The sequence below is a fragment of the Halalkalibacter oceani genome (assembly GCF_040544555.1).
Taxonomy (GTDB): domain Bacteria; phylum Bacillota; class Bacilli; order Bacillales; family Bacillaceae_D; genus Halalkalibacter; species Halalkalibacter oceani.
Genome location: NZ_JBEPKD010000029.1, coordinates 1 through 24,191 on the forward strand (window position 1 = coordinate 1; position 24,191 = coordinate 24,191).

Annotated in this window: 25 protein-coding genes; 5 read left to right on the forward strand and 20 right to left on the reverse strand. The window is 46.0% G+C overall.

Annotation, left to right across the window (positions count from 1 at the left end; translation table 11 throughout):
• Positions 1-307: 307 nt before the first annotated feature.
• Positions 308-1,177: a nucleotidyltransferase-like protein gene (locus ABMB67_RS20330; protein WP_251223128.1), complete on the reverse strand. Its 870-nt coding sequence runs from the start codon at positions 1,175-1,177 to the stop codon at positions 308-310.
• A 148-nt stretch (positions 1,178-1,325) separates the two neighbouring features.
• Here ABMB67_RS20330 and ABMB67_RS20335 point away from each other — a divergent pair, with 148 nt between their 5' ends.
• On the forward strand, positions 1,326-1,685 hold the full coding sequence (locus ABMB67_RS20335; protein WP_251223129.1) for a YgzB family protein: 360 nt from the start codon (positions 1,326-1,328) through the stop codon (positions 1,683-1,685).
• A 121-nt stretch (positions 1,686-1,806) separates the two neighbouring features.
• On the opposite strand, the gene perR is transcribed toward ABMB67_RS20335, so the two are convergent.
• The 4 genes from perR to ABMB67_RS20355 all read right to left on the reverse strand — a co-directional run bounded on the left by perR (position 1,807) and on the right by ABMB67_RS20355 (position 3,806).
• Positions 1,807-2,247 carry a peroxide-responsive transcriptional repressor PerR gene (gene perR, locus ABMB67_RS20340; RefSeq protein ID WP_251223130.1) on the reverse strand — a complete coding sequence of 147 codons (441 nt, stop codon included), beginning with the start codon at positions 2,245-2,247 and terminating at the stop codon, positions 1,807-1,809.
• Between the two features lie 82 nt (positions 2,248-2,329).
• Positions 2,330-2,623, reverse strand: a complete 294-nt coding sequence (locus ABMB67_RS20345; protein WP_251194975.1) for a cyclic-di-AMP receptor — start codon at positions 2,621-2,623, stop codon at positions 2,330-2,332.
• A 225-nt stretch (positions 2,624-2,848) separates the two neighbouring features.
• A complete protein-coding gene (gene bcp / locus ABMB67_RS20350; RefSeq protein ID WP_354573157.1) occupies positions 2,849-3,322 on the reverse strand; it encodes a thioredoxin-dependent thiol peroxidase in 474 nt (157 codons plus the stop codon).
• A gap of 58 nt (positions 3,323-3,380) precedes the next feature.
• Positions 3,381-3,806 (reverse strand): potassium channel family protein, encoded by a 426-nt coding sequence (locus ABMB67_RS20355; RefSeq protein ID WP_251223131.1) that lies wholly within the window; start codon positions 3,804-3,806, stop codon positions 3,381-3,383.
• A gap of 132 nt (positions 3,807-3,938) precedes the next feature.
• Here ABMB67_RS20355 and ABMB67_RS20360 point away from each other — a divergent pair, with 132 nt between their 5' ends.
• Positions 3,939-5,228: a glutamate-1-semialdehyde 2,1-aminomutase gene (locus ABMB67_RS20360; protein ID WP_251223132.1), complete on the forward strand. Its 1,290-nt coding sequence runs from the start codon at positions 3,939-3,941 to the stop codon at positions 5,226-5,228.
• A gap of 348 nt (positions 5,229-5,576) precedes the next feature.
• Positions 5,577-6,662, forward strand: a complete 1,086-nt coding sequence (locus tag ABMB67_RS20365) for an aromatic acid exporter family protein (protein ID WP_251194971.1) — start codon at positions 5,577-5,579, stop codon at positions 6,660-6,662.
• A gap of 50 nt (positions 6,663-6,712) precedes the next feature.
• On the opposite strand, the gene ABMB67_RS20370 is transcribed toward ABMB67_RS20365, so the two are convergent.
• From ABMB67_RS20370 to fabL, 4 genes are all read right to left on the reverse strand, one after another.
• A complete protein-coding gene (locus ABMB67_RS20370; protein WP_251223270.1) occupies positions 6,713-8,455 on the reverse strand; it encodes an ABC transporter ATP-binding protein in 1,743 nt (580 codons plus the stop codon).
• An 83-nt stretch (positions 8,456-8,538) separates the two neighbouring features.
• Positions 8,539-9,066, reverse strand: a complete 528-nt coding sequence (gene ntdP, locus ABMB67_RS20375) for a nucleoside tri-diphosphate phosphatase (protein WP_251194969.1) — start codon at positions 9,064-9,066, stop codon at positions 8,539-8,541.
• Between the two features lie 356 nt (positions 9,067-9,422).
• Positions 9,423-9,626, reverse strand: coding sequence for a gamma-type small acid-soluble spore protein (locus tag ABMB67_RS20380; protein ID WP_251223133.1), 204 nt, complete (start codon positions 9,624-9,626; stop codon positions 9,423-9,425).
• Between the two features lie 61 nt (positions 9,627-9,687).
• A complete protein-coding gene (gene fabL, locus ABMB67_RS20385) occupies positions 9,688-10,437 on the reverse strand; it encodes an enoyl-[acyl-carrier-protein] reductase FabL (protein WP_251194967.1) in 750 nt (249 codons plus the stop codon).
• A gap of 118 nt (positions 10,438-10,555) precedes the next feature.
• Between fabL and yfhS the strand changes: the two genes are divergently transcribed.
• Entirely contained in the window at positions 10,556-10,774 is a 219-nt protein-coding gene (gene yfhS / locus ABMB67_RS20390; RefSeq protein ID WP_354573158.1) for a mother cell protein YfhS, read from the forward strand.
• 59 nt (positions 10,775-10,833) lie between these two features.
• Here the strand turns inward: yfhS and ABMB67_RS20395 are convergent, their stop codons facing one another.
• From ABMB67_RS20395 to ABMB67_RS20445, 11 genes are all read right to left on the reverse strand, one after another.
• The gene (locus ABMB67_RS20395) at positions 10,834-10,998 is read right to left on the reverse strand and encodes a hypothetical protein (protein WP_354573159.1); all 165 of its coding nucleotides are present in this window, start codon (positions 10,996-10,998) and stop codon (positions 10,834-10,836) included.
• Complete coding sequence (locus ABMB67_RS20400; RefSeq protein ID WP_354573160.1) at positions 10,998-12,242, reverse strand: Ger(x)C family spore germination protein; 1,245 nt, start codon at positions 12,240-12,242, stop codon at positions 10,998-11,000. The genes ABMB67_RS20395 and ABMB67_RS20400 overlap by 1 nt, the downstream gene beginning before the upstream one ends.
• A complete protein-coding gene (locus ABMB67_RS20405) occupies positions 12,239-13,327 on the reverse strand; it encodes a GerAB/ArcD/ProY family transporter (protein WP_354573161.1) in 1,089 nt (362 codons plus the stop codon). The genes ABMB67_RS20400 and ABMB67_RS20405 overlap by 4 nt, the downstream gene beginning before the upstream one ends.
• Positions 13,318-14,841, reverse strand: a complete 1,524-nt coding sequence (locus ABMB67_RS20410; RefSeq protein WP_354573162.1) for a spore germination protein — start codon at positions 14,839-14,841, stop codon at positions 13,318-13,320. Before ABMB67_RS20410 ends, ABMB67_RS20405 begins: the two co-directional genes overlap by 10 nt.
• 186 nt (positions 14,842-15,027) lie before the next feature.
• Positions 15,028-15,246 (reverse strand): hypothetical protein, encoded by a 219-nt coding sequence (locus ABMB67_RS20415; protein ID WP_354573163.1) that lies wholly within the window; start codon positions 15,244-15,246, stop codon positions 15,028-15,030.
• 20 nt (positions 15,247-15,266) lie between these two features.
• Entirely contained in the window at positions 15,267-16,139 is an 873-nt protein-coding gene (locus ABMB67_RS20420; RefSeq protein WP_251223134.1) for an NAD(P)-dependent oxidoreductase, read from the reverse strand.
• Between the two features lie 169 nt (positions 16,140-16,308).
• The gene (locus ABMB67_RS20425) at positions 16,309-17,778 is read right to left on the reverse strand and encodes an aldehyde dehydrogenase family protein (protein WP_354573164.1); all 1,470 of its coding nucleotides are present in this window, start codon (positions 17,776-17,778) and stop codon (positions 16,309-16,311) included.
• A 49-nt stretch (positions 17,779-17,827) separates the two neighbouring features.
• Positions 17,828-19,114 (reverse strand): TRAP transporter large permease, encoded by a 1,287-nt coding sequence (locus ABMB67_RS20430; protein WP_251223136.1) that lies wholly within the window; start codon positions 19,112-19,114, stop codon positions 17,828-17,830.
• Between the two features lie 3 nt (positions 19,115-19,117).
• Positions 19,118-19,699: a TRAP transporter small permease gene (locus ABMB67_RS20435; RefSeq protein ID WP_251223137.1), complete on the reverse strand. Its 582-nt coding sequence runs from the start codon at positions 19,697-19,699 to the stop codon at positions 19,118-19,120.
• A 40-nt stretch (positions 19,700-19,739) separates the two neighbouring features.
• Positions 19,740-20,789: a TRAP transporter substrate-binding protein gene (locus ABMB67_RS20440; RefSeq protein WP_251223138.1), complete on the reverse strand. Its 1,050-nt coding sequence runs from the start codon at positions 20,787-20,789 to the stop codon at positions 19,740-19,742.
• Positions 20,790-20,821: 32 nt separating this feature from the next.
• Positions 20,822-22,666 (reverse strand): NAD(P)-dependent oxidoreductase, encoded by a 1,845-nt coding sequence (locus ABMB67_RS20445; protein ID WP_354573165.1) that lies wholly within the window; start codon positions 22,664-22,666, stop codon positions 20,822-20,824.
• Positions 22,667-23,174: 508 nt separating this feature from the next.
• Between ABMB67_RS20445 and ABMB67_RS20450 the strand changes: the two genes are divergently transcribed.
• Positions 23,175-24,179, forward strand: coding sequence for a LacI family DNA-binding transcriptional regulator (locus ABMB67_RS20450; protein ID WP_354573166.1), 1,005 nt, complete (start codon positions 23,175-23,177; stop codon positions 24,177-24,179).
• The last annotated feature ends 12 nt before the right edge of the window (positions 24,180-24,191 follow it).

The window sequence follows — 24,191 nt, forward strand, 5'->3', positions numbered from 1 at the left end:
ACGCCGCCAGCGTTCGTCCTGAGCCAGGATCAAACTCTCCATAAAAATGGTGAGCTGATTAAGCTCTTACGTTAATAAATTGACAGTCGCTTCACGCTGCATCCTGTGCAGGCTCCGCTGACTTTTTTGCGGTGACATTCGTCACCTTTTTTTCGCTTGGCTTTTGTTCAGTTTTCAAAGAACTCGAATCGCCAATGGCGACTTTTATATCTTAACACCGGTTGACATTTCGCGTCAAGGGTTAATTTAAATCATTTCATCACCTCAGCGGCGACAAATAATAATTTATCACACCTGCAAAATGACGTCAACATATTTTTTCAAGAAAATAAGTGATTTTTGTTATTCCTTCCGCTTTTGTTTTTTCCTCTTCCGTTGAAAGAAAACCTTTTTCAACTAAATGCTGGACCAACAATTCTAAATCGACGCGGTAATCCTCGACTTCCGGATGCTCCATATAATCGGCCATCGTCGACGGTCCCTCTTCAATAATAGAAAGAAAATGCTGGCTGCCGACGCTCGTTTTGGAATGAACAGCGAATTCCGTCGCTAAAATAAGAAGCTCAATCCGCTTTTCCAACGGCTCTTCACTCTTCAATAGCTCCTGATAAAGCTTGTACGTTTGCGGTTCAATATGACGAACCTGCTCCCAAACCGTCACTTCCGGATAATAGCCGTGATGAATAACCGATAAACGTGCTAAATGATGCAACGCATGCATCATATGGCTGTATGCATCGAAGTAATGCTGATGTCTGAACAACGTTCTTCCTTCCTCAAACCTTCTGAGCAGCTTTGTGAATTGAATCGTCATTTTTTTCGAACGATCCTTGGGCGGGAAGGATTCAATTCTATCTTTAATCCCCATTAAAAACTCATTCCGGTCAAAAACAATCTTCCCATTGACGAGCCAATCTATTAACCGGCGCTGATTTCCGGCAATTAAAACCTGATGCATCAAGCATTGACTTAAGAAATGAAACGAAACCTGTTTGCCATCCACCTCGTAATGCTTTACCTGCCATTCCTCTTCAGGCTTATTATGAATAAGAAGGATAACAACTTCAGAGCCATCGGTAATGGACAGCGGGGACATCTCCTTTTCAATTAACATAATAGCCAGCGTTTCCTCCAAGCCGGCTCTGTCCTGATATAATTGACGCAGTGTTCCTTCCATTACCATCAAACTCCTTTCTCAAATCAAAAAATACCGATGCAGAACTATCTTCTTCGACGCCCACGAGAAATCTCCTGCCACTCTGACAGAATCGAACGGATGTTGAATTGACCGCCATATGCTATACTACATGCTAGGAGGGACAATCATGGCTTTAAAATACACGAACAAAATTAATAAGATCAGAACCTTTGCGTTGTCACTTGTGTTTATCGGCATCCTTGTGATGTATATCGGCATCTTCTTCAGACAATCGGTTATTCTGATGACCATTACGATGCTGCTCGGTTTTTTATTTGTGATCGGAAGTACCGTCGTCTACTTTTGGATCGGAATGCTGTCGACGAGGACGATTCAGGTTGTGTGTCCCAGCTGTGGCGGAGCGACAAAAATGCTTGGCCGGGTTGATGCCTGCATGCATTGCAGCGAGCCATTAACGTTAGATAAATCACTCGAAGGAAAAGAATTTGACGAAACCTATAACCGCAAATCAAAATCGAAGCAATAAGAAAGTGCCTGTCCGTGTCGGACAGGCACCAAACACTAAGAGCATATAGGTGCAATGGCTTCACTTACCACATTCTTAGGGGCTGGGCAAAAGGTGAAAAACACCCTTTGTCCCAGCCCCTTTAATGATTGACCTTTTCTCCTTGACACGATGGGCACGTTCCATAAATCTCCATCCGGTGACTATGAACCTTAAAGCCTGTCACATGCTCCGCCAGCGTTTCCACCTCGTCTAACCCAGGATAATGAAAGTCGACGATCTTTCCACAATTCCCGCAGATCACATGGTAGTGATCAGAGGTAACCGAATCAAATCTGCTCGATGAGTCTCCATATGTCAGCTCTTTAACGATCCCTGCTTCCTTAAAGACCCGCAGGTTATTATAAACGGTTGCCACACTCATATTGGGAAAACGACCCTCCAACGCCTTATAAATATCGTCAGCTGTCGGATGAGTCATTGATTCATATAAAAATTCCAAAATCGCATGACGTTGCGGAGTCATACGCACGCGGGTGTTTTTCAACGCATCAAGTGCATCTTGCAAGCGATGGGCAGACATTGTCATGCACCTCTCTTTCAAAAGAAAACCATTCTTACCTTATAATAAGTATAATATGCAAAAGCCTTCTCTGTCAACGCTCTCAAATATTTAACAAAGGAGCCGCATCCTTCACTTGCAACAAAAAGGAGGTATACCGATGCTCTTGTTTGCTTGCCCTTTGTTTCTTCTTTTCCACATCAAGGCAGGCTGCTTTAAGGGCGTCTGATAACCCGGGAAGATCCGCTTCCTCAACCCCAAAAAGAAAAGTCGTGTTCCCTTTTCTCCAGAAGCCTCCGGAACTGGCCAACTCTGTCATTCGATAGCCTTGCTTTCTCAGTTGAGTTTCTACCTCATTGGCATACATGTTATCAATAATACATACTAAGAGCTTCATGTTACCCCCCATTTCTATTAGGTGTTCATTAGTAATTTATTCAAGTGAATGATTCGTGGTTCGTACGAGAAATCCTTTAAGAAGAGCGCGCAGGCTTTTTCTTAGAAGCATTGCGCGGACCCGTTCAATATCTTTATTCTCCATGAAAGTGGGGTTCTTTCACGGAGAATGTAACGGGCGGAGCCAGTCCTTTCCCCGGCCATCCCTCTCATGTACAGCTGTTACTCAGCTTTCAAGTTCATCTTTAATGTAGGTCAACGCTTCCTCCACATGGTCTTTCACACGGACCTTTCTCCATTCCTTCACTAAGATCCCGTCTTTATCAATGACAAAGGTTGAACGTTCAATTCCCATATATTCCTTACCGAAATACTTTTTTAGCTTCCATACGCCATAATCCTCGGCCACTTGATGATCCTCATCGGCAAGCAGCTGAAAGGGCAGCTCATATTTATCAATAAATTTTTTATGACGGTCTACCGGGTCCGGACTTACACCAAGAATCACCGTATTCAGACCGGAGAAATCGTCAATCCGGTCACGAAAGTCGCACGCCTGTGTCGTGCAGCCTGGAGTCATATCCTTTGGATAGAAATAAAGCACAACGGTCTTTCCTTTAAAGTCGGCCAGTGACACCGTTTCTCCGTTACTTGACGGAAGAGTAAATGGAGGAGCTTCTTGTCCAATTTGAGCTTTCATCGAATCATCCTTTCCATACGATTTCTTTAAGCGTAGCCGAATTTAAGCCGGAAGACAACTAACCACCCTTGCTTTTTACATGGAAGACGGTTGTCACGACAAAGGCCGCCGGGAGAAGGTACCCAAAAAGCGCCTGAATCACGGCGATGATCCGGCCCACTCCAATTGGCACTAAATCCCCGTAGCCGACTGAAAGCAAGGTCACAGCGCTAAAGTAAATAATATCTTCAAGCATATGCGGCATCGGCCCTTGAATCGAATGATTCGCTTCGACCAAGACATGAACGCCCAACAGCTCTAATCCAAGATACAGAATGGAAAAGGAAAGGATCACGGTGATGTAAACTAGCACAAGCAAAGTAAAATGACGAAGAGATACAGCATAAGCCCCGCGCGACGGTCGGTAACGAAGCAGCAGCAAAAGGCTGACGATCGTCCCTGTCGTCGCCGTAACTAAAATACCATATAAAAGCATTGTCATCATTGTTCCCCCTCCCTTGATCATTATGCTTGTCTGGCGCATTTTAGAAGAGGCTGGCCTTGCTGATGACAAGAGTTGTATGGTTGAATAAGAACAGGAATTCTTAGCAAATTGACCACAGCTGGAGGGTATAACATGAATCATTCACAATCAGAAGCCTTATATAAAGAAGCTCAAGAGCATATCGTCGGCGGCGTTAACAGCCCGTCACGGGCTTATAAGGGCGTCGGCGGCGGCACCCCTGTGTTTATGGAGCGGGCCAAAGGGGCTTACTTCTGGGATGTTGACGGAAACCGTTACATTGATTACTTGGCGGCATACGGCCCGATTATTACGGGACATGCTCATCCTCATATTACAGAAGCGATCACCCGTGCTGCCGAAAACGGCGTCCTGTACGGAACACCGACGAAATTGGAAAATCAGTTCGCGAAAATGCTGAAAGAAGCGATTCCATCGCTCGAAAAAGTGCGGTTTGTCAACTCCGGCACAGAAGCGGTGATGACAACGATCCGCGTCGCCAGAGCTTATACGGGACGCGATAAAATCATCAAATTCGCCGGGTGCTATCACGGCCATTCCGACCTCGTCCTCGTCGCCGCCGGTTCGGGACCTTCTACGTTGGGCACGCCTGACTCCGCCGGGGTGACAAAGAGCATCGCCAAAGAAGTGATCACCGTACCTTTTAATGACATCAACGCATACAAGCAGGCAATTGATAAATGGGGCTGCGACATCGCCGCCGTTCTCGTGGAACCGATTGTCGGCAACTTCGGCATCGTCGAGCCGGCACCAGGCTTCCTTGAAGCAGTCAATGAGCTTACACATGATGCCGGCGCTCTCGTTATTTATGACGAAGTGATCACCGCCTTCCGCTTCATGTATGGCGGCGCGCAAAACTATTTAGGAGTCGAACCGGATATGACGGCGCTCGGGAAAATCATCGGCGGCGGCCTGCCGATTGGCGCCTATGGCGGCCGGGTGGACATTATGGAAAAGGTTGCCCCGCTCGGGCCAGCCTATCAGGCCGGTACAATGGCCGGTAATCCAGCTTCCATGAGCGCCGGCATTGCCTGCCTGGAAGTTTTGCAGGAAAGCGGACTGTATGAGCGGCTCGATCAGATTGGAGCAAAGCTTGAAGAAGGAATGCTGACCCTTGCCGAGAAGCATCAACAGACTGTCACCGTTAACCGTCTCAAAGGCGCGCTGACGATTTATTTTGGCGCTGAGCGGATCACCAATTATGAGCAGGCCGAAAAAACCGACAGCGAGAAATTCGGCATCTTTTTCAAGGAACTGCTAAAACGCGGCGTTCATATCGCGCCGTCGAAATTCGAAGCGTGGTTCCTGACGATCGCCCACACAGAAGAAGATATCGAGAAAACGTTAGACGCGGTTGATCAAGCTTTCGCAGCGATGAATTAAATAACAGCCTCCTAAGTCATTTCGTTCCTCCAAATGTTTTTCGCAACTCGAGAAAGAGGAATAGCTCCGCGCCTTGCTTCGAGAAACCCGCTCGTAGCAAGGCTTTCAAAACCAGGCAATGGTTACGCTCATTACGAAAAAGCTGCTGAAAAAGTGAAAATCGCACTTTTTCAGCAGCTTCCTCAAAAAGACCTCTTTTCATCTTTCTGAAAAAAATCACTTGCCGCTTTCCGGCAGATATTGTATATTACGTTCGGTAATCTTTTATGAAGGGTATTGAGTAATGATAATTGCAATACTAGATGTAAGAGAAACTAAACGGAAAACAAGAAAGGACATCATTTTTATATGAAACTTGGAGCTCGTATTTTTAAAACGGGTCTTGCCATTATGATTTCCCTGTATTTAGCGATATGGCTCGGGCTTGAGCCGCCGGTTTTCGCCGCCCTCGCTGCCGCATTCGCTGTTCAGCCATCTATTTACCGCACATTTCAAACGATTTTGGATCAAGTGCAAGCCAACCTGATCGGTGCGGTTCTAGGCGTTATTTTCGTGATGACCTTTGGCCATGAGCCGTTCGTTATCGGAATCGTCGTCGTCATCGCGATCGCGATCATTTTAAAAGTGAAGCTCGAGTCTTCAACGATTCCATTGGCGATTATTACCGTTATCATCGTGATGGAGAGCCCGGCCGATAACTTTATCGAGTTTTCTACCGGCCGCTTTTTCTTAATTTTGCTCGGGGTGATTTCCGCCTTTATTGTCAATCTCGTCTTCGTTCCACCGCGCTATGAAACGAAGCTCTATCACAAGCTGCAAAAGGCGACGGAAGACATCAACCAGTGGACGATGCTTTTTATTCGCAACGACGCTGACCCGCGCGCGCTGAAAAAAGACTTGGGCCGCCTGGAAGAGAGCATGATTAAAATCGAAAACCTGTATCTTTTATATAAGGAAGAGCGCAATTATTTTCAGCGGAACAAATACGGCAAAGCACGTAAAGTTGTCTTATTCCGCCAAATGCTCGTCACGACAAAAAAAGCATTCAGTGTGCTGAAAAACCTCGAACGGCGGGCGGAAGCATTGAATCATACTTCCGACAAGATCCAAAAGAAATTTGAAAAGCAGCTCGACTATTTAACCGCCTATCATGACTTGATTTTACTGCGCTATGTCGGGAAAGTTCATTCGCACCATCCGGAGGAATTGACCGAACGGATGAACAGCGGCAAGGAACAGCTCGTCTCCTGCTTTATTGAATTGCGGGAACAGGACTGCACCACACATGAGCAATGGCTCCAGCTGCTGCCAATCGTCTCGCAAATGATTGAATACCAGGAGCAGCTTGAACATCTCGACCAGCTTGTCGACAGCTTCTTCAACTACCACAAATTAGAAAATGAAGTCAAAATCAAAGATCCTGAAGATGACTGAAAAGAGGGCTTGGCAAAAAGGTTGTTTTTTCACCTTTTGCCAAGCCCCTTTTAAAGCTGCTGAACCTCGAATAATTTCTGATAGCTGCCGCCTTTGACCATTAGGTCCTCGTGACTGCCGGACTCGACAATTTCGCCATTTTCAATGACGACGATCCGATCCGCGTGGGTAATCGTCGAGAGCCTGTGGGCGACGATAAAGGTCGTGCGATCACGCGCCAATTTTTCAAGCGCCTCTTGAATATAATGTTCGCTTTCCAAATCAAGCGCCGAAGTCGCCTCATCAAAAATCAGGATCGGCGGATTTTTCAAAAAGACTCTGGCAATCGCCACGCGTTGCTTTTGACCGCCTGAAAGCTTCACGCCTCTTTCGCCGACCTCCGTCTCATAGCCGTTCGGCAGGGACATAATGAAGCCGTGCGCATTAGCAGCTTTTGCAGCGGCAACTACTTCTTCGTCAGTGGCGTCAGGCCGCCCCATCAAAATATTCGCCTTGACGGAATGACTGAACAGAATATTATCCTGCAGCACCATGCCGATATTGTCGCGCAGCGTGCGGACCTGATAGTCGCGCAAATCCTTGCCATCCAAGAGAATCCGTCCTTCGGTGACATCATAAAAGCGCGGCAGCAGACTAATGAGCGTGCTCTTTCCTCCGCCGCTCATCCCGACAAAGGCGATCGTCTCTCCCCGTTCTACTTTGAGCTGTAAATTTTTTAAAACCGGTTCCTCATCTTCATTGTAGCGAAAGGTTACATTGTCAAATTCAAAGCTGCCTTGCGCCCGTTTGAGCGGAGTTGCAGAAGAGCGATCGACAATATCATACTTTTCATCAATAAATTCAAATACACGATCCATCGAAGCAATAGCCTGCGTCAATGTCGTCGAGGAATTTACGAGCCGGCGAAGCGGGCCGTACAGCCGCTCCATATAGAGCACAAAGGCGGTCATCGCCCCTACTTCAAGCTGTCCGGTAATGACAAAATAACCGGAGACGAAAATGACTAGCAGCGGGGCGACATCGGTAATCGTATTGACGACGGCAAAGGTTTTCGCGTTCCATTTCGTATGATCGATTGCTTTCGTCAGAAAATGCCCATTCCGCTTGGCAAACTGGTCCTGCTCATACTCCTCCAACGCGAAGCTGCGAATGACGTTCATCCCTTGTACCCGTTCATGAAGATGCCCCTGGACCTCAGCAAGCGCCTGAGAACGCACACGCGTCAAATGACGGAGCCTGCTGTAAAAGAACTTGATCGAAAAACCGTAAAGCGGAAACATCGAAATCGCGACAATTGTCAGCCAGACGTTTAAATTCAACATAATAATAACCGCAATAATAATCGTAAATAAGTCCAGCCAAATATTCATTAGTCCGGTAATGACAAACGTCTTCGTTTGTTCCACATCGTGAATCACCCGCGAAATGATTTCCCCGACCTTGCGATTGGAGTAAAATTTCAAACTGAGCTTCTGAATATGGGTAAACAGTTGGTCACGGATATCATACAGCACCTTGTTGCCGATGAACTGGGCAAAGTACTGACGGAAGTACTCAATCGGCGGGCGCAAAACGACAAAAATAAAAAACATGCCAATCATGATTTTAAATAAAAGTGACAGCTTTTCATCATCAGCTAACGCTTCTGCGAAAATGATGTCATCAATCACATACATCATCACTAACGGCAAAAGTAAAGGAATGCCGAATTTCAGCACCCCAATTAAAACCGTCAGAATGATTTCCTTCCAATATGGCTTGACGAAAGCCAGATAGCGCTTTATGCTATTCAGTTTCGCCACCCCCTTTTCATTCGCTGAGAAGGGGGTGTGCTAAAAGGTAGGTAACCCTTTTGGCACACCCCTGTCTGACTTATTTAGCGATATTGCAAAAACCGTTCATACCAGCTTTCAACAAATTGCGGCGCAAAGGGGCCTTTCCGTTGATGAATCCATGAAATCAACTCATCGACGCCCCGTTTCAGCAAATCATCGACAGCCGGTGGATAATTCATTTGCTTACTGTGCAATTCATATTCATCCTCATCCAAGAGCTTAAAGGTCATATCCGGATACACCTTAATATCTAGGTCATAGTCAATATACTTTAACGCTTCCTCATCCCAGGTAAAAGGTGAACCAAGGTTGCAATAGTAATAAATTCCGTCGGATCGAATCATTCCGATCGTATTAAACCATTGTTCAGAATCAAAGTAGCAAATGGCCGGCTCCCGTGTCCGCCAATTCCGTCCGTCAGATTCTTTCACAAGTATTCGATCATTCCCGCCTATTACAACCTTTGACGTCCCTTTAAGCACAATTGTTTCTTCCCAAATGCGATGAATCGATCCATTATGCTTATAGCTCTGGATCTGAATATGACTTCCAACTTTGGGAAAATTCATAAAGATCTCCTTCCTCACAAAATTTCGGACGTCAGTAGGTCTCATCAAAAACGCGCGCTCACTTCACTTGTTCCCTCATCCTTTTTTCCTACCCTATCCATTACTATTACGTTTGCTTGCGGTAAAAAATTCTCTTCATTCTTCTATATTATAACTCGTTCTATTCTGTTTTGAAATGGTTAGCGCTTTTTGCTGCAAAATAAGCGGAAATTATGTATAGATAGGCACAAAGTAAACGTTCTCGACAACATCCCAACGATTCTCTCTGTTTAGGAAACGATAACAAAAAGCAGGAAGCAAAACCGTTTAGGTTCGCTCCCTGCCTGTTTGACGCAATCTCATACAACTTGCTTACATTATTGTTGACGTTGTTGCTGTTGTTGCTGTTGAGCGGATGCTTGACCTTTACGAGCTTCCGCTTGAGCATTTTGCTGTTTTACTTCTTGAGCGTTTGTTTCGCTCGCAAACTCAGTGTTGAAGCTTTGGTTTTGCGCAGAAGCAGCGTTTTGCTTACGGACTTGTTGAGCATTTGTTTTAGAAGCTTGTTGTTGTTTGTCCATGTGATATCACCTCCACGATACTTAAGATGTCCGGGGAGGTGTAAGATTATACAATAATTTTTTAGGCCAGCAGGGAAATCCCGCCATCAACGATCAGCGTCTGCCCGCGAATCATTTTCGCATCGTCCGATAATAAAAAGAGCACCGCTTTCGCCAGATCATCCGGCTCGACAATCCGGCCAGCCGGGGTCCGCGCCGCCGCGTCCGCCAGAAGCTCCTCGCGGTTCGGAAAGTGAGTCAACGCATCGGTATCGACCGCGCCGCCGGATACGGCATTGACGATGATCCCTTTTTCCGCCAGTTCAACAGCCAGATAGCGCGTTAACGCCTCGACGGCCGCTTTTGATACACCGACTGTCGTGTAATTTTTCAAATAGCGGATTGACCCGAGCGAACTGAGGCTGACAATATGACCGCCGCCGGTTTTCTCCATCCGCTTTGCCGCTTCCTGAGCGCAAAACAAAAGCGCCTTACTGTTTATATCCATCGTCCAGTCCCAATGACTTTCCTCCAGCTCCATCAACGGTCGCAGCACACCGGAAGCCGCATTGTTCACCAATATATCGAGCCTTCCGAACGTCTCGTCAATTTCGGCAAATAACGCTTTGATTTTGTCCGGCTTTCCGACATTCGCCTTCACGACTAACGCTTTTCGCCCGAGCGCTTCAATTTCCTGCGCCGTATCAAGCGCCGCCTGCTTGCTTCTTGCATAATTAATCACCAAATCATACCCGCGCTCCGCTAATTTCAGCGCGATATTTTTCCCGATCCCGCGGCTGCTGCCAGTGACCAGGGCTACCTTCTGTTCCATCTTAAAATGCCTCCATTTCAGCAACGATTAATTCGAAACAATACCTTTTCATACCTTTACATTATAGCGCATAGCTCCGACTGCGAACAGCCACACTAGGCAAAGAGGAGGGAATGTGATGTATGACGGTCGTGATATGACTGAGCTTTCTACCGTGGAAAAGCAGAACTGGAGCGACGATGAGCTTGCTTTTTTTCATCACAGTTTCCAGCAGATAGCTCCATATGTGAATGCTGAAGGTGTAACCATTCACCGGGAAATTATTAAAGAAATTGAAAACCGGGGAGGATTGCGGCGCTCCACTGCCGGGCATCATGGATTTTTAGATCCGTTCTAAATTGCTTTTTCAGGGAGGCTGGGACTAAAGGTTGTTCTACCTTTTGCCCAGCCCTTCAGCTACCGGAAATAGTTGATAAAAAAGGGGCCAAGCAAAATCGAAACGGCAAGAACGCCGACCATTATCGCTCCAAACGTATTGCCCTCATCCTTGAAAATCTTTCTTGCGATCACCACCGTGTAAAACGCCGTCCCAAATGCCACAATCCATAAAAAAAGCATCATTAATCCCTCACTTCATCTAAATCGGCGGACTTGATTAATTTTCCGAACCGGATGTTTTTCAGATCAAAGGTAATCGTTATATCCGCGTTCGGATAAATTTGATTATGCCAATCCGCGGCTTCGTATTCTGAAATCGTTTTGAAATGATGTCTCACATAGAGCGACCAGTAAAATGGTTCTGATTTGTATTCCTCCTGTGTCTTCTTGATTAGTTTTTCAGCCACGTCTGTAATATAGGTTTCGAGCGATGTCCTTAGCAGCTGAAGGTTCTCTTTGTTATTGGAATAATCAATCAAACTCGGAACGGCAAGCACCTCTAAATGAAAAGGAATGTAGATGTCAATTTTCGCTTGTCCATCTTGCACATAATTGATTTTCACCGATGTTTTATCCTTCTGAATATACTTTGTTGTTATCCGGTAGTGGTCATCCATAGGATCGGGATACGTCGTCAGCACGTCCTCCATATTAAGAGTATTATCCATAATTAAGGTCAATCTCGTTTCTTCCCCATCCAGCCGGTCGATCATCGTCCCTTCTTTAAAAACAGCCGAGCCGATAAACTGGGTTTCCTGTCTGTTCACTTGTGGAACCTCTCCGGCCACATACTCATCTTCACTGCCGTTTGCACCCTTGTCCGTTATCATGCTTGTCGCATAGATCGCCAGAAATAAGTCCGCATCCCCTTCCGTTATTTGAAAAAAACGATGAATATCGGCATCAGGAATCAGCCCTGTTTCCTGCCCCCGTTCCAGCATAAATTGATAATACTTGTGCGGGCGCGTTTCCATCGGCGGCGCGGTATTTGTAAGGAATTCACTTGCCTTTTCTTTAGAGACAATCATTTGAACACCTCTGCGCAGCTGACTCTCCTGATTGGCTGATTGGATAATGTTTAGTAATTCCCCGGAGCGGGCTAATTCCTCTGAAATGATTAGTACCTTTGTATGATCAAATGTCAATTCGCGTGTTACAAATGAATTTGCTGTATTTTGAGCTGAAATGAAATCGGGCGCCACCAAAGTAACCGTTTCTTTCGGCTGCTCATCCGTGGCAGCGGCCTGAGTCGTCGTTCCTACCTCCGGGTTAGCCATCTGGAACGAAACTTCATACATTCCCTGCTCATCTGTTCGATCAATTCCAATTGCGACAACGTATGCTTTTTGTTCTAATTCAGTAAGGTCATAACATCCGGTAAGAAAGAGGAGAAGCCAGAGCGAAACGAGAGGCAGGTATCGTTTCACGCCTTGATCCCTCCTTTCATTTTTTCCACTGCCCATAATAAAAAGGGGGTCGTGAGAAATAGCAATGAAATGGCAAGGAAGAGCTCTTTTCGATATAGTAATGTTAATTCAATTGAATTTTCCGGTAGGATGCCAAGCCAAATTGTCAATACAGCAAGCGGGAATACGAGCTGGCGGAAATTTTTAATGTTAAAGACGGCGGCAAAGATCCATGTCGCAAAATATAGGTAGATAATAAAGCGGATGATAACAGCGAGCAGCCAAAAGAACATAAAGTAGGTTTCAATATTGGTAAAATAAATCCCCAAATGGATGTACTGTGTTACTTCATGAAAATGATAAGCAACGGTGTCGATCGATTTATAATCAAACATCGTCGCGTAAAGTAAAAAAGCGATACACAGTTCAAGCGAGACAATCCCCAGTCCCCAGTAGGAGGCACGATGAAATGCTGTCGTTCTTCTCAATGAGGTGTAGGCCATTGTCAATAAAAACAAATCTGTAAACAGGGAAACATTTCTCACTCCTTCAATCAGGAGTATTTGAAACCCATCCCCCCAGAGCGGGAAGATTCTCCTCCATTCATTATTGGTCAGCGCTAAAAGAAATAAAAAGATGACGCTCACTTTGACATAGGGAAGAATCACCCAGGAAGCGGCCATCACATGTTGAAGTCCCAGCCTGGCTCCCAGACCGCAAATAAGCAGCAGGACACCCAACAAAACAAGAAGGGGTGTTTTCGGATAATACAGGACGCTTAGTTCCTCGACGAAACTGCGACTGTCGATAATAAGCGTTAAAAAGGTCACTATAAAGATCAGAAGGCCAAGCACAAAGCCGGCATAACGGCCAAGAATGTGATTCACAAGCTCAATCAGATTTTTGTTCTGATGCTTTTTTAACAAATGCAAAAAAAGCAGGAACGGGGGAATGAATACCGCCAATGCGACTAAAGGAATCATCCAGAAGGAATTTCTCGCTTCTTGAACCAGGATAGCCGGCGTGTTATCAGCCAGCTTACTTCCGATCAGCAGCAAAATAACAGCGATAAATTCCCTCACTCCCACCTTGTTCGTTACGTCCATTCATCATCACCTGTCTTCTGTGTCCTCTGTTTTCTTTGCATGTCTTTTAGTTTTAAAAAAGCAGGCCGCCAAATTTCATTTCTGATATTTCTTCTTAATATCGTATCCCTTGAGGATGTAAAATACGGAGCTAAAGGCGCTAAGAAAGGCACTCCGAATGACGTGATGGAGCATAAATAAATGGTCCATAATATGTAACAGCCTACGAGTCCGAACATCCCAAACGCGGCAGCGCAGAAAATGAAAATAAACCGCGATAAGCGAATCGTGTAATTAAAGCTAATATCCGCAATCGCAAATGAAGAAAGGCCGGATAGAGCGACAACGATCACAATGACGGGACTGATGATATTCGCTTCCACCGCGGCCTGCCCTAAAATAAGGGCCCCGACGATCCCAATTGTCGGGCCAAGCGGGTTAGGAATACGCAGCCCGGCCTCGCGAATTAATTCGAATGCCAATTCCATTATCAGCACTTCTATGATCACAGGAAATGGAACCTTCTCCCGGGTGGCGGCAATAGCCAAAAGCAGGTCGGGAGGGATCATTTCATCATGATAATTGACCAATGAAATATAAAGAGCTGAAATTAACAGCGTAATGAAGAAGGCCAGAATTCGCACAACTCTTGAAAAGTTCCCGAAGAGAAGACGCAAATAGCGATCCTCCGCCGAGTGAAAAAAAGACCAGAAGGTTACCGGCAAAACCAAACAGGACGAGGAGTTTTCCATCAGCAGTACAACATAGCCATCCTCTAGATAGGCGGCTGCCCTGTCAGGCCGTTCCGAATACAAGATCGTCGGGATTAAAGAGTACGGGCGATCCTCAATGTATTGTTCCAACAGCTCAACACTTCGTACACTGTCGGATTGAATGGTAGCGATTCTCTTTTTTACATCCTGAATCATTTCCGGATTGGCGATATCCTTCATGTAGAGGATGCTGACATCCGCTTTAAGCCGTTTGCCAACAGACACCGTCTCTGTTATAAAGTCTTTATCATGAATTCGTTTTCGCAACAATGAGATATTGACAAGGCTCGATTCCGAGAAAGCTTCTTTCGGTCCTTTTATCAAATTTTCGTTTTGAGTTTTTTCGATATTTCGATGCTTAAAGTCGGATACATTAAACAGATACGCTTTGCTTTCACCGTCGACAAACAGAACAGCATAGCCATTATTAATACCCGTAATGACATCTTCGGTTTCGAAACCTTCGCTCAAGTTGTCCAGCGTGACAATTGATTCGATCGATTCGCCATCAAACAGTAACAACGGTTCGATAATCGACTTGGCGATTTTAACCGGATCGACCGTCGATTGATAATACAATAATGCTGCTTTTTTCGCGGAATGTTTTATCGTGAATTCCCGTATCGAGAAGTCTTGATTGATCTTGTAGGAATAAAGCTCTTTCATCGTCTCTATGTTTTTTTGAAGCGAGGTGTCAATCGGTTCATTTGCATGCTGCTGTTGAACGGTCTTCCTTTTGATGCTTTTCCGTAATCTGTACATGACCCCTCCTCCTCTAAAACCAAATACAAAATTATTGTGCTTCCAGAACCATTTTTTGTGTAAAATGTTTAACTCTGGGAGGACCACTTGAAAAGGCTCAGTCTTTGGATTGTTTTACTGCAGCAACGATCCAAACATAAAAAGAGCTGTCCTTCCGGAAGTGATTCTCCCATCAAGATAGCTCTTTCAGCTGCGTTTACCGCATTTACTTTCCATTCCCACCGCATCCTTAGCAAAAAATGCGCTTGAGACCAAACTGGCAATGGCTTCACACGCCACAAGCCCGTTATGAGAAACCCACTCGTAGCGAGGCCACAGGAAAACGTCCTTTTTCGTAACGCGAAGAAAAAGCTGCTGAAAAAGTGAAAATCGTCCTTTTTCAGCAGCTTCGTCATAAAAAAACACCCTTTTGTCCAGCCCCTGTGTCAGCTCTTGCTTTGGTACCAGCGGTAAAGCGCCTGGGTTCCACTGTTTTCTTCCCCCATCGCCGCCAATTCTTCGTACATCGTCTTTGCCTGCTTTAATGCCGGGGTGAGCAGTCCCATCTCTTCTGCCGATTCCAGCGCAATCGTCATATCTTTAATAAAATGTTTCACGTAAAAGCCGGGCGCGAAATCACCATCAATCATCTTTGGAGCGAGATTGCTCAACGACCAGCTCCCCGCCGCTCCCGTCGTAATACTCGTCAGCACTTTGTGCTGGTCAAGGCCGGCTTTTTCAGCATAAACCATCGCTTCACACACACCGAGCATATTGCCGGCAATCGCAATCTGATTCGCTAATTTCGTATGCTGCCCAGCGCCAGCCTCTCCTTGATACCTAATATTCGTTCCCATCGCTTCAAAAATTGGCTTCACTGCCTGAAAAGCTTCTTCATCTCCGCCAACCATGATTGACAGCTTTCCGTCACGCGCCCCAATATCCCCTCCGGACACAGGAGCGTCCAGGGCGTATAGTTGCTTTTCTTTTGCTTTTTGATAAATATCAACGGCCAGCCGCGGCGAGGATGTCGTCATATCAATGATATAACTGCCCGCCTTCGCCTGTTCAACAATTCCATTTTCACCAAGATAAATTTCTTCTACATCCCGTGGATAACCGACAATTGTAATGACGACGTCTGAGGCAGCCGCCAGCTCTGCCGGAGTCTCCTTCCAGATGGCCCCTTCTGCCAGCAGTTCTTCCGCCTTTGCTTTTGTCCGCGTATAAACGTGTAACGTATAGCCTGCTTTCATCAAGTTTCTGATCATACCTTTTCCCATTACACCTGTACCGATAAAGCCAACTGTTTGAGTCATCAAACATTCCCCTCCCAAATCGATTATGTAAAATGGACTAACACGATCTTACTTGTCCATATTTTAACATCACTTTCAGAATTTTAATAGCGTCGGCAATCGGCCGGCAAAAACAAGGAGGCCGGACCAAAGGTGGTTTTCACCTTCGGCCCGGCCCCGCGCGCGTTCCTTATTCATCAAAATCAATCATAATGCTTTTTGTCTGAGTAAAACTTTCAATCATACTTTCCAAAGAATATTCACGGCCAATTCCACTTTGCTTATAGCCGCCGTACGAGTGCCCCGTCATCATTCCACCGCCGCGGTTGATTTGAACCCAGCCGGCTTCAAGCAGATTTGCCGTCCGCATCGCACGGGTCGTATCCTTCGTCCAAATAAACGCAGCTAACCCATAATCACTTCTGTTCGCCATCTTAATGACTTCCTCTTCATCGTCCCACGGAATGACGATTAAAACCGGACCGAAGATTTCTTCCTTCGCCAGACGCAGATCATCATGAGGAGCGGCGAAGATCGTCGGCTCAAGGAAATACCCTTCTGAGAGCGGGCCTTCCGCCGGTGGTAATCCGCCGAGAAGCAGCTCGATATCGGGGTGATTGATCCCTTCCTCGATGTAGGAGCAAACTTTGTTATACTGCTTCTCATTAATAATCGAGCCCATATCGTTATTCTCATCAAGCGGATCGCCTACTTGAAGAAGCTTCGCCTTCGCAATCAGCTTTTCAACAAAGGAATCATAGATTGATTTATGCAAATAGAGACGGGATCCGGCTGAGCACGACTGGCCTTGGCGCGCAAATCGCATCGCCGACATCACATTGTCGATTACCTTCTCACTGTCGGCATCAGGGTAAACAATTTGCGGGCTTTTCCCGCCAAGCTCTAACGAAATCGGAATGATCCGTTCAGCTGCTTCATGCATGATGATTTTTCCTGTTTGCGTCGAACCGGTAAATGTCAGCTTTCTCACAAGCGGATGCTTCGCCAGTGGCAGCCCGCACTCCTCACCAAAGCCGGTCAAAATGTTGACGACACCCGGCGGCAATATGTCCGCGCAAATTTTAGCGAGCTTCAGCACGCCTAATGGCGCATCCTCTGCTGCTTTCAACACGATCGTATTCCCTGCCGCCAACGCCGGCGCGATTTTTAACGCGGCAAGCTGAACCGGGGCATTCCATGGGATAATTCCGCCGATCACGCCATATGGCTCTCGCTGGGTATAAGCGAAGAGTTGATTATCAACAGGGAGGGTTTCGCCTTTCAGCTCTCCGGCGACGCCACCGAAATAGCGAATGACATCAGCGACACCCTTTGCTTCCCCTTTCGCCTGTGTTTTCAAGGCATTCCCCGTTTCCGTGGCAATCGTCCGGGCCAGCTCTTCAAACTGCGCATCAACGGCATCAGCGATTTTCCAGAGCATCCGCCCCCGTTCTCGCGCCGGCACTTTTCTCCAACTGTCAAACGCCTCGTTCGCTGCCTGCACGGCGTTGTCGACATCCTCAGCTGTCGCACGCGGCACTTCGGCAATAACGGTTCCCCGTTTCGCCGGGTTCTCAATTTGAAAAAATTCCTTTCCCGCTGCTTCTGTCCACTTTCCGTTAATTAGCATAAGCTCTCGTGTGATTGTTTCGGTTTTCATTTAAAACACCTTCCTTTTCTTATTTAAACATACAAGCTAAAACTCCCCGTCACCCGTAAAAGAGGTTCGGCAAATAATTAAACAGGTCAGGCAAAACAATCATCAACACTAAAATAACCATGATACAAATAATAAAGGGAATACAGGCCCTCGCAACCTGAAACAGTCCGGCATTCCCGATCGACGAGGCGACAAACAGATTCAGTCCGACAGGCGGCGTCAACACACCAATACTTAAATTGACCGCCAGCATGACGCCAAACAAAATCGGGTCATAGCCGATATTCAGGATAGCCGGCAAAAAGAGCGGTGTGACGACTAAAATGACCGAGCCGGCGTCGAGGAACATTCCGAGAATAATGACGATAAAATTAATTAACAGCAAAATAAGAATTTTGTTTTCCGTAATCGTTAACAAGCTTTCGGTCATCGCCGCGGGAATTTGCTGAATCGTTAATGTCCACGACAATAAATTAGCCGAAGCGATAACAATCATAATAACGCAAGAAGCATAAGCGGCGCGCGCAAATACACTCGGAAGCTCTTTAAGAGAGATTTCCCTGAACACAATCACCGACAAAATAAACGCATAGCCCGCGGCGACAGCGGCAGATTCCGTCGGCGTAAAAGCCCCGATCACAATTCCTCCCATTATAATAACAGGCAGCAAAAAAGCCGGAATCGTTTTTAACGAAATTTTCAAAAACTGACGGAAGAAAATTTTTGATCCAATGGGGTAATTCTCTTTTCTCGCGTGAAAAAACACCACTACGGCAAAAAGAATCGCCATCAGCACTCCCGGAACATAGCCGGCGATAAAAAGCTGACCAATCGATACCTCGGCCGTTAAGCCATAAATAATGAGCGGAATGCTCGGCGGAATAATCGGACCAATCGAACCAGCTGCCGCGATGACGCCGGAGGCAAAGTTCTTATGGTAGCCTTCTTTTTTCAACGCCGGAATCATAATGCCGCCAACTGCGGCCGTCCCTGCAGAGGCCGAGCCGCTAATGCTGGAAAAAAACATGCTCGTGCCGATCCCGACATACGCCAAGCCCCCTCTGACACGCCCAATGATCGCCTTCGTAAACTCGACGAGCTGACCGGAGATACTTTTCGTATTCATTAATTCTCCGGCAAGAATAAAAAGAGGAATCGCCATTAGCGGAAAGCTGTCGACACCGGTAATCATTTTCTGACCAAGCATCGAAATCGGAATCCCGCCGGTAAGAAACAAGGAAATCGAGATTGTTCCCACCCCGAGGGCGATGAAAATCGGGATGCCGATGGCCAGGCAGGCAAAGAGAACGACTAGGAAAAGCAACAAAGCCAACATACGCTACCCTCTTTTCTTTCTGAATCTGAAGAACATTTGAAACAGCACAACGCCGACCATCAAGCAAATGGACACCGGCATCACGATATAAACGAAATTCATCTGAATTCCTAGGCCTGGTGAAGTTTGCATCGAGACGATTTCCAGCATCTCTAAGCTCCCGATGAAAATAACCGCGAGAAAAGCCAGAATGATCAGACCGCGCAATACATACAGGGCGAGACCCAATTTTTCCGAAACGTTGTTGTATACATTATCTACCTGAATATGCAAATTACGCCTCAAAGCAATGGCGGAGCCTAAGAAAATTAACCAAACAGCGAGAAAGCGGGAAAGCTCTCCGGCCCAAGTAATGGAATTCCCCGTCACAAAGCGGGCATAAACTTGAGCAATGACAACGATTAAGATGAGAAACAGCATTGTCGCAACAAGGGTGTTCTCAGCCTTCTCCAGCATAATCAATCGTTTCTTCTTCCGCTTCGATTGCAGCTCTTCTTCGATTTCCATCTGCTCAACTTGTAAGCTCGATTGTTGTTTGGACATATGAATGACCCTTTCTTCTATAATTCCTCGCTGCTCTGCCATAAGGAAGCCTCACAGCAAAACAGCGAGTACGGCATGCAGCCTATTCTCCAAGATGGCGTATTTCTTCTACCAGCTCTTCCAGATCCGGATTTTCCTGATAAAAACTCTGATAGACGACTTCACTTGCTTCTCTAAATTCCGTTAAGTCCGGTGTTGTCAAAATCATGCCGTTATCAACGAGGAGCTGCTTATTTTCCGCTTCCTGTCCACGGTGAAGTTCGTTGTGATAACGCGCCGTTTCCTTTACCGCTTCGGTTACGACCTCCTGTAGCTCTGGCGAGAGGTCGGTAAACCATTTATCGTTGGCAAGAATAATATTTTGCCCGTACATATGGTTCGTCTCAGCTACATAATCCTGCACTTCGTAAAATTTTCCCGAAGCAGCGGTTGTATAGGCATTTTCCTGGCCGTCAACCACCCCTTGCTGCAGTGCACTATACAGCTCGTTATAGGCAATTGTCGTCACATTCGCCCCAAGCGCTTCAAGATTGGCGATGGAAATCGGAGCTTCCGGCACCCGAAGACTGAGTCCCTTTACATCCTCCAACGAATTGATTTCCCTGCTGCTGTTGGTGATTTGCCGAAATCCGTTATCAATAAACGCCAGTCCTCTCAACCCGGTCTCCGCCGCCATTCCGTCCAATATTTCCTGTCCTAGTTCCCCATCGAGCACTTGATCGACATGATCAAAGTCGCGAAATAAATACGGAAGGTCAGTTAAGTTAACAGGTTCGTAAATCGTCCCTAATATCGGACTTAAATGGGTAATATGAATTTGTCCTGCCTGCGTCTGTTCCATGACATCACGTTCTCCACCCAGTTGGCCGCCACCGTATATTTCAACTTGCAGCTGACCATTGCTGTTTTCTTCAATCATCGGTTTCAGTTTCTCCGTGAACGAAATATGAACAGGATGCGAGTCCGGCTGCTGATGCGCAACAGTGATGACTTGCGCTTCGGTTTCCGTACCAGCTTGCGCCTCCCCGTCCCCGCCTGATTCAGCTGCCTCGTTTCCGCATGCTGCTAAAAGCAAGAGAAAGGCCACAATCAATAAAGCGCTTACATTTTTCACATTGGCTACCTTTTTCATTTTCATCTTCCCCCTTAAGCTCTTCATTTTCATTAAACCGAGGCGACATTTTCAACCAGCTTCACTGCGGCTAAATCCTCTATCACTTGACAAACCGCCGTCTGGTCCAGTGCACCCTTATTATGAATTTTCGCTGTATGGAACAAATTGTAGGTGCTTGTTCCGACAAAGGACGGCACTTCGGCCCTCTGCGTCATCTCCATAAAGAGACCGAGATCCTTATGCATATGATTTAGCATGAATTTGACGTTTTCATAGGTGTTATAAATAATATTCGGACCGAAATATTGCAAAATTTTACTGTTGCCCATGCTTTTCGCAAATACATCAGCCATCACTTTTACATCCAATCCGTGCTTAACCCCTGTCGCAAACGACTCGCCCAAAGCGACGATGCTTGCCGCCCCGACCATGTTGTGGCAGAGCTTCAACGCTTGTGCCAATCCAGACTCTCCGATGTATTCAATGTTCTCGCCAATATATTCGACATAGGCGAGCACTTCCTCAAACCGTTCTTTATCCCCGCCAACCATGATCGTCAATGTTCCATCTTCGGCTCCGGCAGGTCCCCCGCTGACCGGGCAATCAAAGTAATAAGCGTCACGCCGCTGACAGAAGTCATTCATTTCACGCGTTGTCGCCGGATCAATCGTACTTAAATCCAGAATCCTTGTTCCACTGAGAATCGAATCGGCTATCCCATCCTCTCCTTGGAACAGCTCCTTAATCACCTGCGGACCAGGAAGACTTAAAAAGATCACATCAGCAAATTGCGCTACCTCCCTTGGATGACGGGCAACGAGACCTCCCGCCTGACGAATAGCTTCCTGCCCTGCTTCTGAAATATCATAGGCAAGCACTTCACAATTGTTTTTTCGTAAATTTTTCAGCACTCCTCTGCCAATAGCGCCGACACCGATTAAACCGACTTTTTTAGCTCCCTCTAATGACACCGCTTTCAATTCTGCTTTTGGCAAATGATTGTTTTCAATTAACGTAACACCGGCTAACTGTTCAATCACCTGGCAAACAGCCGTATGATCGAGCGGACCTTTTCCGTTGTTTCTCGCTGCGTGATATAAGTTATACGCGCTTGCGCCAATAAAGGAAGGGACTCCGATTTGCTGTGTCATCCGTACATAGAGGCCAAGATCCTTATGCATATGATTTAGCATGAATTTAACATTTTCATAGGTGTTGTGAATAATATTGGGACCGAAATACTCCAATGATCTGCTGCCGGCTAAGCTTTTTCCAATCACATCAGCGATGACTTGAACATTCAGCCCGTGCTTAACCCCTGTCGCGAACGCTTCACCTAAAGCGACGATATTTGCTGCTCCGACCATGTTATGGCAGAGCTTCAACGCCTGCGCCAATCCTGAATCTCCGATGTATTCAATATTTCCACCGATGTACTCAACATACGTTCGCACTTCCTCGAACTGCTCCTGATCGCCGCCAACCATAATCGTCAGTGTCCCGTCCTCCGCTCCGGCAGGACCTCCACTGACCGGGCAGTCAAAATAATAAGCGCCACGCTGCTGACAGAAAGTATTCATCTCCCGCGTCGTCGCCGGATCGATTGTACTTAGATCGAGAATTCTAGTTCCGCCGAGAATTGAATCCGCTATTCCGTCCTCTCCGTAAAACAGCTCCTTAATGACCTGCGGCCCGGGAAGACTTAAAAACATCACATCTGCAAACTGCGCAACCTCTCGCGGATGACGGGCAACGAGACCTCCCGCTCCTTTAATTGCCTCCTGTCCTGCTTCTGAAATGTCATAGGCAAGCACTTCACAATTGTTTTTCCGTAAATTTTTCAGCACTCCTCTGCCAATTGCCCCAACGCCAATCAAACCTATCTTTTTCATCATTTAGCCACACTCTCTTTTCGAAAATTCAAATAAATAAGTCGATAACAGTTTACCAAAGCGGAATAACGTTCTATTTCACCTCCGTTAATTAAACGTTTAACATCAGTAAAAAACTTACTTAATATGCAACTAATTTCCGTAAATAGGTTAAACGTTTAACCTATTTAGACTATAAAATATGTTCCTTTTCGTGTCAATAACTTTCTGAAAATTAATTTTATTAAGCGTCTCATTTATCCAATCTCAAAAAATACCTTATAATAAAGCGAATTAATGCAATCCATTTCTTTCTCTCTGCTTCAGAACAAAAAACATATCAAAAGCTCGTTTTTTAGGTATAATGGAAAAAACATTAATTTCTGCACCCTAAATAGTTAATCGTTAAACCTAAACCTGCTGCTGTTCCTGGGATACATTCGTTGAATTCAATACGGGGGATCGTTACACTTACTATAGGGAGAAATTAATTTACGCTATTCTATTAGATAGAGGAGTTAGGAGTTACATAATGAAAATAACGATGAAAACGATTGCGCAAGAAGCTGGGGTTTCGGTCACCACCGTTTCACATGTCATCAACGGAACTAAAAAAATATCAGCAGAAAAGCATAAAATCATAACGGATCTCATTAAGAAATATAATTATGTTCCTAATTCAATGGCTCAAAGCTTGCGAAATCATTCGACCAAAACAGCAGGCTTAGTTGTATCCAGCTTTCCCGATTCACATGTTACGAATATCGTCAATGGAATTGGCAGACGGGCACAGGAAGCAGGCTATAATCTGCTCTTCGTGAACACGAATGAAAATGAAGAGTACGAGCGGGAAACGATCCATCTTCTCCATTCGAAAATGGTTGATGGGTTGATTTTATCTCCTACCTCAAGCAATTTAACCTACTTGCAAAAACTGATTGATAAACAGTTCCCGATTGTTTTCGTCAACCGCTATGATACTTTGTACGATCAGATTCCAAGGGTCGGGGCGAACAACTATCAGGCGGGCTTTGACGCGACTACGCATCTTATTAAACACGGCCACCAGGAAATCGGCTTAGTTTGCGGGTTAAGGAAAAATTACATCACGACGACGGAAGAGCGGATTAAAGGTTACAAAGAGGCTTTACTAAAGCATAACCTACACGTAAACGAGGATTATCTAGTCGCCACCAATGCTACAGTAGAAGGTGGAAAAAGAGCAACAAAAGCGTTATTAGCAAAACATCCGCAGCTTACTGCGCTGTTTTGCGTCAATGATCTGACAACGATCGGCGCGATTGAAGCTCTTCATGAAATGGAGCTTGCCTGCCCCGAAGATGTTGCTGTTATTGGCTGCGGCGACTTTGAAGCTGCTTCCATTATTGACCCTCCCGTCACAACCGTCCGCCTGGCGCCCGAAACGATCGGCATTACAGCATTCGATGCCTTGCTCAGCAAAATCAATAATAACGACTATTGCCAGCATATCGAATTACCGACCTCACTGCTGATTCGAAAATCGTGCGGATGTTAAAAGAGGCTCGGA

Excerpts from the sequence above, each read along its gene's own strand:
- ABMB67_RS20365 (WP_251194971.1), top strand. The coding sequence starts at position 5,577 with ATGAAACTTGGAGCTCGTATTTTTAAAACGGGTCTTGCCATTATGATT.
- yfhS (WP_354573158.1), top strand. The coding sequence starts at position 10,556 with ATGTATGACGGTCGTGATATGACTGAGCTTTCTACCGTGGAAAAGCAG.
- ABMB67_RS20410 (WP_354573162.1), bottom strand. The coding sequence starts at position 14,841 with ATGTACAGATTACGGAAAAGCATCAAAAGGAAGACCGTTCAACAGCAG.
- ntdP (WP_251194969.1), bottom strand. The coding sequence starts at position 9,066 with ATGAATTTTCCCAAAGTTGGAAGTCATATTCAGATCCAGAGCTATAAG.
- ABMB67_RS20360 (WP_251223132.1), top strand. The coding sequence starts at position 3,939 with ATGAATCATTCACAATCAGAAGCCTTATATAAAGAAGCTCAAGAGCAT.
- ABMB67_RS20430 (WP_251223136.1), bottom strand. The coding sequence starts at position 19,114 with ATGTTGGCTTTGTTGCTTTTCCTAGTCGTTCTCTTTGCCTGCCTGGCC.
- ABMB67_RS20425 (WP_354573164.1), bottom strand. The coding sequence starts at position 17,778 with ATGAAAACCGAAACAATCACACGAGAGCTTATGCTAATTAACGGAAAG.
- ABMB67_RS20405 (WP_354573161.1), bottom strand. The coding sequence starts at position 13,327 with ATGGACGTAACGAACAAGGTGGGAGTGAGGGAATTTATCGCTGTTATT.
- ABMB67_RS20345 (WP_251194975.1), bottom strand. The coding sequence starts at position 2,623 with ATGAAGCTCTTAGTATGTATTATTGATAACATGTATGCCAATGAGGTA.
- ABMB67_RS20330 (WP_251223128.1), bottom strand. The coding sequence starts at position 1,177 with ATGGAAGGAACACTGCGTCAATTATATCAGGACAGAGCCGGCTTGGAG.
- ABMB67_RS20450 (WP_354573166.1), top strand. The coding sequence starts at position 23,175 with ATGAAAATAACGATGAAAACGATTGCGCAAGAAGCTGGGGTTTCGGTC.
- ABMB67_RS20445 (WP_354573165.1), bottom strand. The coding sequence starts at position 22,666 with ATGATGAAAAAGATAGGTTTGATTGGCGTTGGGGCAATTGGCAGAGGA.
- ABMB67_RS20380 (WP_251223133.1), bottom strand. The coding sequence starts at position 9,626 with ATGGACAAACAACAACAAGCTTCTAAAACAAATGCTCAACAAGTCCGT.
- ABMB67_RS20355 (WP_251223131.1), bottom strand. The coding sequence starts at position 3,806 with ATGATGACAATGCTTTTATATGGTATTTTAGTTACGGCGACGACAGGG.
- ABMB67_RS20435 (WP_251223137.1), bottom strand. The coding sequence starts at position 19,699 with ATGGCAGAGCAGCGAGGAATTATAGAAGAAAGGGTCATTCATATGTCC.
- ABMB67_RS20420 (WP_251223134.1), bottom strand. The coding sequence starts at position 16,139 with ATGACTCAAACAGTTGGCTTTATCGGTACAGGTGTAATGGGAAAAGGT.
- ABMB67_RS20335 (WP_251223129.1), top strand. The coding sequence starts at position 1,326 with ATGGCTTTAAAATACACGAACAAAATTAATAAGATCAGAACCTTTGCG.
- bcp (WP_354573157.1), bottom strand. The coding sequence starts at position 3,322 with ATGAAAGCTCAAATTGGACAAGAAGCTCCTCCATTTACTCTTCCGTCA.
- perR (WP_251223130.1), bottom strand. The coding sequence starts at position 2,247 with ATGTCTGCCCATCGCTTGCAAGATGCACTTGATGCGTTGAAAAACACC.
- ABMB67_RS20440 (WP_251223138.1), bottom strand. The coding sequence starts at position 20,789 with ATGAAAAAGGTAGCCAATGTGAAAAATGTAAGCGCTTTATTGATTGTG.
- fabL (WP_251194967.1), bottom strand. The coding sequence starts at position 10,437 with ATGGAACAGAAGGTAGCCCTGGTCACTGGCAGCAGCCGCGGGATCGGG.
- ABMB67_RS20395 (WP_354573159.1), bottom strand. The coding sequence starts at position 10,998 with ATGATGCTTTTTTTATGGATTGTGGCATTTGGGACGGCGTTTTACACG.